The 12,273-nt window shown below is 74.0% G+C and carries 9 protein-coding genes; 5 read left to right on the top strand and 4 right to left on the bottom strand.

Annotated features, from left to right (window positions below):
* Window positions 1–8 precede the first annotated feature (8 nt).
* The 3 genes from ACNJ93_RS01280 to ACNJ93_RS01270 all read right to left on the bottom strand — a co-directional run bounded on the left by ACNJ93_RS01280 (window position 9) and on the right by ACNJ93_RS01270 (window position 2,662).
* Entirely contained in the window at window positions 9–968 is a 960-nt protein-coding gene (locus ACNJ93_RS01280; protein WP_418955419.1) for an LLM class flavin-dependent oxidoreductase, read from the bottom strand.
* A 22-nt stretch (window positions 969–990) separates the two neighbouring features.
* Complete coding sequence (locus tag ACNJ93_RS01275; protein ID WP_418955418.1) at window positions 991–2,088, bottom strand: NAD(P)/FAD-dependent oxidoreductase; 1,098 nt, start codon at window positions 2,086–2,088, stop codon at window positions 991–993.
* Window positions 2,089–2,221: 133 nt separating this feature from the next.
* A complete protein-coding gene (locus tag ACNJ93_RS01270) occupies window positions 2,222–2,662 on the bottom strand; it encodes a MarR family winged helix-turn-helix transcriptional regulator (protein ID WP_418961279.1) in 441 nt (146 codons plus the stop codon).
* A 310-nt stretch (window positions 2,663–2,972) separates the two neighbouring features.
* Between ACNJ93_RS01270 and ACNJ93_RS01265 the strand changes: the two genes are divergently transcribed.
* The 5 genes from ACNJ93_RS01265 to ACNJ93_RS01245 all read left to right on the top strand — a co-directional run bounded on the left by ACNJ93_RS01265 (window position 2,973) and on the right by ACNJ93_RS01245 (window position 10,361).
* Entirely contained in the window at window positions 2,973–5,345 is a 2,373-nt protein-coding gene (locus tag ACNJ93_RS01265) for a tetratricopeptide repeat protein (protein WP_418955417.1), read from the top strand.
* Between the two features lie 127 nt (window positions 5,346–5,472).
* The gene (locus ACNJ93_RS01260) at window positions 5,473–7,023 is read left to right on the top strand and encodes a phytoene desaturase family protein (RefSeq protein WP_418955416.1); all 1,551 of its coding nucleotides are present in this window, start codon (window positions 5,473–5,475) and stop codon (window positions 7,021–7,023) included.
* A gap of 167 nt (window positions 7,024–7,190) precedes the next feature.
* On the top strand, window positions 7,191–8,225 hold the full coding sequence (gene tdh / locus ACNJ93_RS01255) for an L-threonine 3-dehydrogenase (protein ID WP_418955415.1): 1,035 nt from the start codon (window positions 7,191–7,193) through the stop codon (window positions 8,223–8,225).
* A 1-nt stretch (window position 8,226) separates the two neighbouring features.
* Entirely contained in the window at window positions 8,227–9,426 is a 1,200-nt protein-coding gene (locus tag ACNJ93_RS01250; RefSeq protein ID WP_418955414.1) for a glycine C-acetyltransferase, read from the top strand.
* A 26-nt stretch (window positions 9,427–9,452) separates the two neighbouring features.
* Window positions 9,453–10,361 carry a LysR family transcriptional regulator gene (locus ACNJ93_RS01245; protein WP_418955413.1) on the top strand — a complete coding sequence of 303 codons (909 nt, stop codon included), beginning with the start codon at window positions 9,453–9,455 and terminating at the stop codon, window positions 10,359–10,361.
* Between the two features lie 12 nt (window positions 10,362–10,373).
* On the opposite strand, the gene ACNJ93_RS01240 is transcribed toward ACNJ93_RS01245, so the two are convergent.
* The gene (locus ACNJ93_RS01240; RefSeq protein WP_418955412.1) at window positions 10,374–12,176 is read right to left on the bottom strand and encodes a serine hydrolase; all 1,803 of its coding nucleotides are present in this window, start codon (window positions 12,174–12,176) and stop codon (window positions 10,374–10,376) included.
* Window positions 12,177–12,273: the final 97 nt, after the last annotated feature.

Raw genomic sequence — 12,273 nt, 5'->3', positions numbered from 1 at the left:
ACCGGTCGTCAGCCGCGCTCCTTCGCCACCGCCTCGCGCACGGCCGGGGCGACCTCCGCGGCCCAGCGGCCGAGAGTGGTGAGGTCGGCGTGGCCGTGGTCGCGGGTGAAGAGGACGAAGCCCGACGCCCCGTGCTCCAGGACCGCTCCGGTCAGCTCCTCGACCCACTGGCCGACGGAGCCGCCGATCCAGCGGCCCTCGTCGTCACGGGTCGCCGCGAGCGGCCGGTCCGTGATCGCGCCGGGGAAGTTGAACACGGTGCGGACCTCGCGCGGGTCGCGTCCCGCCGCGGCCGCGGCTTCGTCGACCAGCGGCCGGGACTCCCGGTACCGCGCGCTGAGCCAGTCCGCCGCGTGTCCGGGCAGCCAGCCGTCCGCCACCCGGCCGGTGACGGCCAGGGACTTGGGGCCGACCGAGCCGGTCCACACCGGGGGAGCGGGCAGCGGCGAGGGCTCGATGCCCACCACCCGGTAGAAGCGGCCGTGGTGGGTGACCGGCGGGCCTCCGCCCGCGAGCGACTTGACCAGGACGATCGCCTCCTCGAAGGCGGCGACCGCATCGCCGGGGGAGAGCCGGTCCACGCCCATCGCGGTGATCCGGTCCCACAGGCCGCCGACGCCCAGGCCGAGGACGACCCGGCCCTCCGAGAGCGCCGACAGCGAGGTGACCATGCGGGCCAGCATCGGCGCTGGCCGGGTCGGCAGGTTGGTGACGTTGGCGAAGCCGGTGATCCGCTCGGTGCGGCCGAGGACGAAGCCGAGCGTCGCGTACGCGTCCACCCGCCCGCCCAGGTAGGGGTGGTCCGACAGCGAGAAGAGGTCGAGTCCCTCGCGGTCGGCCTGCCGGGTCAGCCGCAGCAGGTCCGGCAGTTCGTGAATCCCGGTGGGCGTCCCGAAGCCGAAGAGCGGCGCGGGCAGCGGTGGTGCCTGCGAGGTGTGCGAGGCGTGCGAGGCGTCTGATGCGTTCAAGGGGCTGCCTTTCCGGGCTCGTTCAGGAACGGGCGGTGCCGAACAGTTCGGCGAAGCGGCCGGTGAACAGGTCGGTGCCCTTGTACGCGGAGACCGTGTCGGAGGTGACGACGTCCGGGCCGTCGGGCGAGGGCAGCTGCCCCACGCCGCCCCGCGTGCCGAGCGGCAGCAGGATCATCGGCTCGGCCGCGGGCCGGTACACCGCCGTGGGCCGCTCGCCGCGCAGCTGGGCGGCGATGTTCCGCGCCACGACCTCGGCGTGCTGCATCGCGTACCCGGCCATCTTGGCCTCGTCCAGGTCGGTGAGGTCGCCGACCGCGTACACGTGCTCGTGGCCCCGGACCTGGAGCGTCTCGGTGACCGGCACCTGGCCCCGCGCGGTGAGCCCGGTGAGCCCGCCGTCGGCGAGGAAGCCGCTGTTGACGCTCACGCCGTGCGCGCGGAACCAGATGTCGGCGGTCAGCTCGCTCCCGTCCCCGGTGGTGAGGGTGAAGGTCCCGGAGCGGCCCGGAGGGGTGGCGGGCGGCGCGATCGGCGCCGAGCCGAGGCGCAGCCGGATGCCGAGCTCGTCGAGCTGCCGGTGCAGGTCCTCGCGCAGCTCCGGCCGGAAGCCGGGCAGCAGGCGGGGGGCCGGGTCGACGACGGTGATCTCCTTGTCCGGCCAGACCTCGCGGATCTCGCCGGCCAGTTCCAGGCCGACCGGCCCGGCCCCGAGGATCAGCACCCGTGCGGAGGCGTCCAGTTCCTTGTGGCTGAGGCGCAGGGCGTCCAGCGCCTCGGCGGTGGAGTCGGCCTCGGGCTTGGCCGGGTAGGCGTAGCTCGAGCCGGTGGCCAGGACGAGGTAGTCCGCGTCGACGCGGCGGCCCGAGGCGAGGGTGACGCCGCGCGGATCGGCCGAGACGGCGCGCTCCCGGATCACCTCGCCCCGCGCCAGCAGCGTGTCGAACGGGAAGAAGGCGTTGCCCGCCCAGTCCGGCCGGGCCAGGGCCCGCAGCGAGCCCGCCGCGTTGACGAAGGCATCCCGCGGATCGATCAGGACGACCTCGGCCTCGGTGTCCAGCGCCTTGGCGACCGAGGACCCGCCGTAGCCCCCGCCGATGACTGCGACCGTACGACTCATGATGTGCTCCCCATGCAGACAAGAGTGACAGTTCGTTCCGCGAACCAGTGTGGTTCGCACTACGAACCATAGTAGTTCGTGATGCGAACTGCAATCTTTTCTGTTGTCGGGCACAAGATGCGGCAGACCGCTCTCAGCGTGCGTCGTCGGGCTCCCCGAAGAGTTCCGGAACCGCGTTGTCCCGCACCACGCGGCCGAGCAGCGCCACGAGCGTCCCGCGTTCCTCGTCGCTCAGCCCGGCCGGGAGCTCCTCGATCCGCCGGCAGGCACCCACGTAGAACTCCTCGGCGAGCCGGGCCCCTTCGGGGGTCAGCGCGACCCGCACCGCGCGCTGGTCGCCCGGATCCGGCTCCCGGCGCACCAGGCCGTTGCGCTCCGTGCGGTCGACCAGGCCGGTCAGACTGGACTTGGCGAGCCGCAGCATCGCGCCCAACTCGCCCATGCCGTGCGGCTGGGCCATCAGTACGCACAGCAACTGCCCCTGCTGCGGAGTCAGCCCGTACTCCCGCGCCGACTCCGCGTACACGGCGTTCACCAGAAACGTGGACCGCACCAGTGCGGTCGCCATGGCCATCCGGCCTTCATCATGCTTTGCCACCCCGGCACGGTAACATTCCGGACCCCGAAAATTCGTGGGACGAAGTACCGTCGCCCGCCCGTCGCCCGGCCCGCCGGACGCGCCCGCGAGGCCCGGCGGGCCGGGCAGCGCGACGTGCCCCGACGGGCCGTCCGGGAGGTCGCCGGTCGGTCACAGGTTGAGCGCGATGGCGCGACTCCGGGTCGCCACGCGGCCCGCCCCGTTCAAACTGCACAGGGCGGCGGCCATACTGGTCGGGCCGGGGAGGGCGCAGCAGGGAAGCAAGCGACGGGGGCGACAGCACGCGATGGCGGACACCAGGCTGATCCAGGGCCGGTACCGACTGCTCGAACGGATCGGGCGCGGCGGCATGGGCGAGGTGTGGCGCGCCGTCGACGAGTCCCTCGGCCGCAGCGTGGCCGTCAAGTGCCTCAAACCGCTCGGGCCGCAGCACAACCGCAGCGACGAGAACTTCGTCAAGGTGCTGCGCGAGCGCTTCCGCCGCGAGGCCCGGGTCGCCGCCTCCCTCCAGCACCGGGGGGTCACCGTCGTCCACGACTTCGGCGAGTCGGACGGGGTGCTCTTCCTCGTCATGGAACTCCTCGAGGGGCGCAACCTCAGCCAGCTTCTTGAGGAGAACAAGCAGGCCCCGCTGCCCGTGCCCGACGTGGTCGACATCGCGGAGCAGGTCGCGGACGCCCTCGCGTACACGCACCGCCAGGGCATCGTGCACCGCGACCTGAAGCCGGCGAACATCATGCGGCTGACCGACGGCGCGGTGAAGATCTGCGACTTCGGCATCGCCCGCCTCGGCGCGGACATCGGCTTCACCTCGCGCCTCACCGGCACCGGCATCGCCATGGGCACCCCGCACTACATGTCGCCGGAGCAGATCAGCGGCGCGGAGGTCGACCACCGCAGCGACCTCTACTCGCTGGGGTGCGTCCTGTACGAGATCGCCACCGGTGTGCCGCCCTTCGACCTCGACGACGCCTGGGCGGTCCTGGTCGGCCACCGCGACACCCCGCCGGTCCCGCTGCGCGAGCACCGCTCCGAACTGCCGGACTTCCTGGAGCGGCTCGTCCTCGACCTGCTCGCCAAGACGCCCGAGGGCCGCCCGGACGACGCGGCCGAACTGTGCCACCGCATCGCCGCCGAGCGTTCCGGCACGACCGGCGGCCACCCGGCGGGCGTCCCCGTCCCGGTCCTGCCGTACGTCCCTCCGCAGCACCCCCCGCGCGTCCCCGCCCAGGCCACGCCCCCCGGCCACTCCCAGCCCGGCCATCCCCACCCCGACCACTCCCACCCCGGCCACACCCCGTCGGTTCATCCCCCGGCCCCCTCGCCGGAGTCCCGGCTGCCCGACTGGACGCGGGGCATGACCACCGGGCACAAGGCCGCCGGGAGTTCCCTCGCGGCGCTGCACGCCACCCCGTACGACCCCACCGCCGGCCTCACCGGGGAGTGGACCTCCCCGGTCATGCCGCCGCCGGTCCAACTCCCGGGCGCCGCCCCCGCCGAGCGGCCCACGCCCTCGCCCGAGCTGCTGTCCGTGCTCGCCAGCCGGCACAACGCCGGGCTCAGCCTCGGCCGGCTCGGCCGCTGGGACGAGGCCGGCGAGGTGCACCGGGCCGTCGCCGAGGAACGCGAGCGGGCCCTCGGCGCCGACCACCCCGACACCCTCACCAGCCGCTACGAGGTCGGCTTCACGCTCAGCCGGACCGGCAACGCCGCGGACGCGCTCCGCGAGTTCGCCCACGTCGCCGACGGCCGCGAGCGAACCCTCGGCCCCGACCACCCGGACACCCTCGCCGCCCGGCAGGAGACCGCGTACGTGCTCGGCCGCCTCGGCCGGCACGCCGAGGCGCACCAGGTGTACGCCTCCGTGCTCGCCGCCCGCGAGCGGACCATGGGCCCCGACCACCCCGACACCCTGCGCTGCCGCCACAACCTGGCGTTCAACCTGGGCCGCCTCGGCCGCCTGGAGGAGTCGTACCGCACGGCGCAGGACGTCGCCGACGCGCGCGCCCGGCTGCTCGGCGCCACGCACCCCGACACGCTGGTCACCAAGTACGAGGTGGCGTACACGCTCGGCCGGCTGGGCCGCTGGTCCGACGCCCTGCACACGTACCGCGAGGTGGCCACCGCCCGCGGCGCGGTCTTCGGCGCCGACCACCCCGACACGCTCGCCGCCCGCTACGAGGTCGGCATCTGCCTCGGCCGGCTCGGGCGCAGCGCCGAGGCCCTGGACCTCTACCGGGAACTGGTCGCCGCCCGGACCCGGGTGCACGGCCCCGCGCACCCCGAGACCCTGCGCGCCCGGCACGGCCTCGGCGTCAACCTGGGCCGCCTCGCCCGCTGGGAGGAGGCCCTGCAGGAGTCCCGCGACGTCTGCGCCCTGCGCGAGCGGGTGCTCGGCGCGGACCACCCCGACACCCTGGTCTCGCGGCGCGAGGTCGCCGTCGGTCTCGGCTGGCTCGGCCGCTGGGCGGACGCGCTCGGCGCGTACCGGCAGGTCGCCGAGGCCCGCGACCGGGTCCTCGGCCCGGCCCACCCCGACGCCCTGGCCAGCCGCAACGACGAGGCCCACTGCCTGGAGCAGCTCGGCCGGCACGCCGAGGCCGTCGAGCTGTACCGGCACGTCGCCGCCCTCCGCCGGCAGGTCGCCGCCACCGGCTGACGGCCCCGGCGCGACGTCCAGGTGACGGACCGGCCGCTTCGGCACGACGGACCGGTCGCTTCCGTTCCGGCCCGGCGCCGTGCGCACGCGGGGTACCGCCGGCGATCTCCGCGTGTTAGCAAGAGACATGACCGCACCTGGGAAGCCCTCACTGCACGCGTACGACGTCGTGGTCGTCGGCGCGGGACACAACGGACTGGTGGCCGCCGCCTATCTGGCCCGGGCCGGGAGGAGCGTGCTCGTACTCGAACGGCTCGGCAACACCGGGGGAGCGGCGATCTCCACCCGGCCGTTCGCCGGGGTGGACGCCCGCCTCTCGCGGTACTCGTACCTGGTCTCCCTGCTGCCGAAGAAGATCGTGGACGACCTCGGGCTGCGGTTCGCCGTGCGCAAGCGGACCGTCTCCTCGTACACGCCGCAGGGCGACGGCGGCCTGCTCGTCGCGGACCCCGCGCGTACCCGCGCCTCCTTCGCCGCGCTCACCGGCTCCGACCGGGCCTACGAGTCATGGGAGCGCTTCTACGGGGCGACGGCGCACGCCGCCCGCCGGATCTTCCCCACCCTCACCGAACCGCTGCCCCGGCGCGCCGACCTGCGGGCCCGGCTGGACGACGAGGCGACCTGGCGGATGCTGTTCGAGGAGCCCATCGGCGTCGCGGTCGAGAAGAACTTCGACGACGACCTGGTCCGCGGCGTCGTCCTCACCGACGCGCTCATCGGCACCTTCGCCGACGCCCACGACCCGACCCTCCTGCAGAACCGCTGCTTCCTCTACCACGTCATCGGCAACGGCACCGGCGACTGGGACGTCCCCGTCGGCGGCATGGGCGCCCTCACCGACTCCCTCGCGGCCGCCGCCCGTTCCGCCGGCGCGGAGATCCTCACCGGGCACGAGGCCGTGCGCATCGACACCGACGGCGCCCAGGCCGAGGTCGTCTACCGCACCGCCGACGGCGAGGGCGTCGCCGCGGCCGAGCACGTCCTCGTGAACGCCTCCCCGCAGGCCCTCGCCGCGCTGCTCGGCGACCCGGCCCCGGAGCCCGCCGAGGGCGCGCAGCTCAAGGTCAACATGCTGCTCACCCGGCTGCCCCGGCTCCGCGACCGGTCCGTCGACCCGCGCGAGGCGTTCGCCGGCACCTTCCACATCGCGGAGGGGTACGGACAGCTCGCCACCGCCTACCAGGAGGCCGCGTCCGGGCGGCTGCCCAGCGCCCCGCCCTCCGAGATCTACTGCCACTCCCTGACCGACCCGTCGATCCTCGGCCCCGAACTCGCCGCACAGGGCTTCCACACCCTCACCCTGTTCGGACTGCACACCCCCGCCCGGCTGTTCGCCGCCGACAACGACGCCGCCCGCGAGCAGCTGCTGGCCGCGACCCTGGCCCAGCTCGACGCCTGCCTGGACGAGCCGATCGCCGACGTCCTCGCCCGCGACGCCGACGGCCGGCCGTGCATCGAGGCCAAGACCCCGCTCGACCTGGAACGCGACCTGCGGCTGCCCGGCGGCCACATCTTCCACCGCGACCTGTCCTTCCCGTACGCCACCGAGGCCACCGGCCGCTGGGGCGTGGAGACCGAACGGCCCAACGTGCTGCTCTGCGGCGCGGGCGCGGTGCGCGGCGGCGGGGTCAGCGGCATCCCCGGCCACAATGCGGCGATGGCGGTCCTGGGACGTTGACGCCCGGGGCCCTCCGGCCTGGGGCGTGAAGCCCAGCTTGGGCCGCGCTTAAGAAAACCTCGATGGACCGCGAGCGTGCCGTAGGGAAGATTTCTTCCAGGGATCTTGGGAGCACAGCCGTGCCCCGACCCCCAGGTCACAGGACACGCACATCGGGAGCCATTGCATTGAAGGCGCTGGTCAAGCTGAAGGCGGAGCCGGGACTCTGGCTCACGGACGTGCCGGAGCCGGAGGCCGGCCCCGGCGACGTGCTCATCAAGGTCCTGCGGACCGGCATCTGCGGCACCGACCTCCACATCCGCTCGTGGGACGGCTGGGCGCAGAGGACCATCGCCACGCCGCTCACCCTCGGCCACGAGTTCGTCGGCGAGGTCGTCGAGGTCGGCAAGGACGTCGTCGACATCGACGTCGGCGACCGGGTCAGCGGCGAGGGCCACCTCGTCTGCGGCAAGTGCCGCAACTGCCTGGCCGGCCGCCGCCACCTGTGCCGCGCCACCGTCGGCCTCGGCGTCGGCCGTGACGGCGCCTTCGCCGAGTACGTCGTGCTGCCCGCCGCCAACGTGTGGGTGCACCGCGTCCCCGTCGACCTCGACGTCGCCGCGATCTTCGACCCCTTCGGCAACGCCGTGCACACCGCCCTGTCCTTCCCGCTGGTCGGCGAGGACGTGCTGGTCACCGGCGCGGGCCCGATCGGCATCATGGCCGCCGCCGTCGCCAAGCACGCCGGCGCCCGGCACGTGATGATCACCGACGTCAGCGAGGAGCGCCTCGACCTCGCCCGCAAGGCCGGCGTCTCGCTCGCCCTCAACGTCGCCGAGCAGACCATCGCGGACGGCCAGCGCACCCTCGGCCTCAAGGAGGGCTTCGACGTCGGCCTGGAGATGTCCGGCAACCCGCGCGCCATGCGCGACATGGTCGCCAACATGACCAACGGCGGAAAGATCGCCATGCTCGGCCTGCCCGCCGAGGACTTCGCCGTCGACTGGGCGAAGATCGTCACCTCGATGATCACCATCAAGGGCATCTACGGCCGGGAGATGTTCGAGACCTGGTACGCGATGTCGGTGCTCCTGGAGGGCGGCCTCGACCTCGCCCCGGTGATCACCGGGCGCTACCACCACACCGACTTCGAGGCGGCCTTCGACGACGCCGCGTCCGGCAAGGGCGGCAAGATCATTCTCGACTGGACCACGGGAGCCTGACATGTTCGACTCTGTACGCGACGACCTGCGCACCACCCTCGACGAGATCCGGCAGGCCGGACTCCACAAGCCCGAGCGGGTCATCGGCACCCCCCAGTCCGCCACCGTCGAGGTCACCGCCGGCGGCCGCCCCGGCGAGGTGCTGAACTTCTGCGCCAACAACTACCTCGGCCTCGCCGACCACCCCGAGGTGATCGCCGCCGCCCACGAGGCGCTGGACCGCTGGGGCTACGGGATGGCCTCCGTCCGCTTCATCTGCGGCACGCAGGAGGTCCACAAGGAGCTCGAGGCCCGGATCTCGACCTTCCTGGGCCAGGAGGACACGATCCTCTACTCCTCCTGCTTCGACGCCAACGGCGGCGTGTTCGAGACGATCCTCGGCCCCGAGGACGCCGTCATCTCCGACGCCCTCAACCACGCGTCCATCATCGACGGCATCCGCCTGTCCAAGGCCCGCCGCTTCCGCTACGCCAACCGCGACATGGCCGACCTGGAGCAGCAGCTCAAGGAGGCCGCCTCCGGCGGCGCCCGGCGCAAGCTGATCGTCACCGACGGCGTGTTCTCCATGGACGGCTACGTCGCCCCGCTCGACGAGATCTGCGACCTGGCCGAGCGCTACGACGCCATGGTCATGGTCGACGACTCGCACGCCGTCGGCTTCGTCGGCCCCGGCGGTCGCGGCACCCCCGAGCTGCACGGCGTCATGGACCGCGTCGACATCATCACCGGCACCCTCGGCAAGGCCCTCGGCGGCGCGTCCGGCGGCTACGTGGCCGCCCGCGCCGAGATCGTCGCCCTGCTGCGCCAGCGCTCGCGCCCGTACCTGTTCTCCAACACCCTCGCCCCGGTGATCGCCGCCGCCTCCCTCAAGGTCCTCGACCTGCTGGAGTCCGCCGGCGACCTGCGCGAGCGGCTGAACGCCAACACCGCCCTGTTCCGCTCGCGGATGACCGAGGAGGGCTTCGACATCCTCCCCGGCAACCACGCCATCGCCCCCGTCATGATCGGCGACGCGGCCGAGGCCGGGCGCATGGCCGAGCTGCTCCTGGAGCGCGGCGTGTACGTGATCGGCTTCTCGTACCCGGTCGTCCCGCAGGGCCAGGCGCGCATCCGCGTCCAGCTCTCGGCGGCGCACTCCACCGAGGACGTCAACCGTGCGGTCGACGCCTTCGTCGCCGCCCGGGCCGCCCTGCAGGGCTAGCCCAGGCGGGCTGCGACACTAGGGGCATGATCGAAGCACGGCGGCTGCACATCCTCCGGGCGGTGGCCGACCACCGCACCGTCACGGCGGCGGCCGCCGCGCTGTACCTCACCCCGTCGGCGGTGTCGCAGCAGCTCGCCGCCCTGGAGCAGGAGACCGGGCACCGGCTCGTCGAGCGCAGCGCGCGCGGGGCCCGGCTCACCCCGGCCGGGGAGATCCTGCTCCACCACGCCAACGCCGTCCTGGCCCAGCTGGAGCGGGCCGAGTCGGAGCTCGCCGCGTACGGCTCCGGCGAGGCCGGCACGGTCACGGTGGCGGCCTTCGCCACCGGGATCGGCCTGGTCGTCGCCCCGGCCATCGGCGAGCTGGCCCGCACCTCGCCCGGCATCCGGGTCCGCGTCCGGGACGCCGAGGGCGACGCCAGCCTGCTCATGGTCCTGGACCGGCAGGTCGACGTCGCCGTGGCCGTCGAGTACCGGGGCGCGCCCGCCGAGGACGACGCCCGGCTCACCCGGCTGCCGCTGTACGCGGAGCCGTTCGACGCCGTCCTGCCGCTCGGCCACCGGCTCGCGGACGGCGAACGGGTCGCGCTCGCCGATCTGGCGAAGGACCCCTGGATCGGCCAGTCCGCCGGCAACCCGTGCCACGACGTGACCGTCCTGGCCTGCGAGTACGCCGGTTTCGAGCCCCGGCTCGACCACACGTCGGACGACTTCCGCGCCGTCGTCGCCCTGGCCGCCGCCGACGCGGGCGTCGCGCTCGTCCCGCGCTCGGCGCTGCGCGGCACCGATCTGGCCGGCGTGGTGGTCCGCCCGGTCGACGGCGTCGCCCCGACCCGCCGGGTCTTCGCCGCGGTCCGCCGCGGCTCGGAGGACCACCCGCTGATCGCCCCGGTCCTGGCGGCCCTGCGCGCCGCCGCGGAACCCCGCGGCTGAGGCGTCCGGCCGTCAGTCCGCCGACGCCTCCCAGCCGACCGCCTCGATCCGGGCCGCGTCCGCCGGGCGGGCGTCGTCGAACAGCGGCCGGTCCGCCGCGTCGACGACGCGCGGGCGCTCCACGTACACGCCGCGGCCGACGTAGCGCTGGTCGGTGACGTAGCGCCAGCGCAGCCGGACCGTGGCGGCGGCCCACGCCGACAGGTCGGCCGTCGCGGCGTACCAGGTCCGGCCCGACCAGCCGCTCACCGCGCCGTCCGGATGCGGCCGGGGCTCGCCGCCGGGCCGCGCCGTCGTGAACGGCACCGCCGTCCAGGTCGCCCCGCCGTCCGCCGAGGCCTCCAGGTGCGCCGCGTCCGCCGCCGGTTCGGTGTCCCACCACAGGCCGAAGTCGAGGCGGGCGGCGCCGGTGACCGCGGGCAGCGTGAGCGTGGCCGTGGCGGCGCTCGCCATGCCGGAGAACCAGGCGGTGCCGCCGCGCGCCGGGCGCACCGGCACGGCGCGGGCCAGCGCGTTCGCCGTCGCCACCCGGGGCGCGGAGCCGGAGCGCCAGCTCCGCACCGGGTGCACGGAGTTGCCCAGCACGATCAGGAAGGCGTCGGTCGTGGGGTCGACGACCAGGCTGGTGCCGGTGAAGCCGGTGTGCCCGGCGGAGCGCGGGGTGGCGAGGGCGCCCATGTACCAGTGCTGATTGAGCTCGAAGCCGAGGCCGTGCTCGTCGCCGGGGAAGGCGGTGTTGAAGTCGGTGAACATCAGCGCGACCGACTCCTCGGACAGGATGCGGGCCCGGCCGTACGCGCCGCCGTTGAGGAGCGTACGGGCGAGCACCGCCAGGTCCCAGGCGCAGGAGAAGACGCCGGCGTGGCCGGCGACCCCGCCGAGGCTGTACGCGTTCTCGTCGTGCACCTCGCCCCAGACCATGCCGCGGTCCAGACCCGACCAGGGGAGCCGGGCGTCCTCGGTGGCGGCGATCTTCGGCCGCCACGAGAGCGGCGGATTGAAACGCGTGCGGTGCATCCCGAGCGGAGCAGTGATCTCGTCCCGGAGCAGGGCGTCCAGAGCGCGACCGGTGATCTCCTCCAGGACGAGCTGGAGCGAGATCAGATTGAGGTCGGAGTAGAGGTACTTCGTCCCCGGCGGACTCGCGAGGGCCTCGTTCCACAGCAGCCGCAGCTTCCCCTCGCGGGTGGGCTCCTTGTAGAGGGGGATCCAGGCACGGAAACCCGAGGTGTGAGTGAGCAGCTGACGGACCGTGACGTCCTGCTTGCCGCCGCCGGCGAAGGCGGGCAGGTACGCGGCGACCCGCTCCTCCAGCTCCAGCGTCCCGCGCTCCAGCTGCTGCACCGCCAGGATCGCGGTGAACAGCTTGGACACCGACGCCAGGTCGAAGACGGTGTCCTCGGCCATCGCGATCTGCCGCTCGGGCGGCAGCTCCACCCCGGAGTCGGTCTTCTCGTCGTACGCCGCGTACCGCACGGCGCTGCCGATCGCGCGGTGCAGCGCGACGGTGCCGCCGCGGCCGGCCAGCAGCACCGCCCCCGCGTACCAGGGGTGCTTGGGGGAGGGGCGCAGGAACGCCTCGGCGTCGCCCACCAGCCGGTCGAGGTGCGCGGGGAGCAGCCCCGCCCGCTCGGCGGAACCACGGCGCAGCACGGTCCGCCGCCCGTCCGCCCCCTCGGGCGCCCCGTCGTCCTGCGGTCCGGGGGCCGCGGCGGCCCCCGGGATCGAGCCGACCATCACCGCACCTCCCAGAGCCAGGAGCCCGCCGCCGAACGCGCGGCGGCCGATGCCCCGGCCTGCCGGTTCCTTCGTCATCGCCTGCCTACCCTCCCACGCCCCTGAAAGAATCCTTCGCCCACACCCGCAACGCCTGAAACTTTCTTACCGAGGTGGCGGCGCGTCAAGAAGGCGG

Source organism: Streptomyces tritici, assembly GCF_048500665.1.
GTDB lineage: Bacteria > Actinomycetota > Actinomycetes > Streptomycetales > Streptomycetaceae > Streptomyces > Streptomyces tritici.
This window is presented reverse-complemented; position numbering and strand designations above follow the sequence as displayed.

Excerpts from the sequence above, each read along its gene's own strand:
- ACNJ93_RS01275 (WP_418955418.1), bottom strand. The coding sequence starts at position 2,088 with ATGAGTCGTACGGTCGCAGTCATCGGCGGGGGCTACGGCGGGTCCTCG.
- ACNJ93_RS01270 (WP_418961279.1), bottom strand. The coding sequence starts at position 2,662 with ATGGCCATGGCGACCGCACTGGTGCGGTCCACGTTTCTGGTGAACGCC.
- ACNJ93_RS01265 (WP_418955417.1), top strand. The coding sequence starts at position 2,973 with ATGGCGGACACCAGGCTGATCCAGGGCCGGTACCGACTGCTCGAACGG.
- ACNJ93_RS01260 (WP_418955416.1), top strand. The coding sequence starts at position 5,473 with ATGACCGCACCTGGGAAGCCCTCACTGCACGCGTACGACGTCGTGGTC.
- ACNJ93_RS01250 (WP_418955414.1), top strand. The coding sequence starts at position 8,227 with ATGTTCGACTCTGTACGCGACGACCTGCGCACCACCCTCGACGAGATC.
- ACNJ93_RS01245 (WP_418955413.1), top strand. The coding sequence starts at position 9,453 with ATGATCGAAGCACGGCGGCTGCACATCCTCCGGGCGGTGGCCGACCAC.
- ACNJ93_RS01240 (WP_418955412.1), bottom strand. The coding sequence starts at position 12,176 with ATGACGAAGGAACCGGCAGGCCGGGGCATCGGCCGCCGCGCGTTCGGC.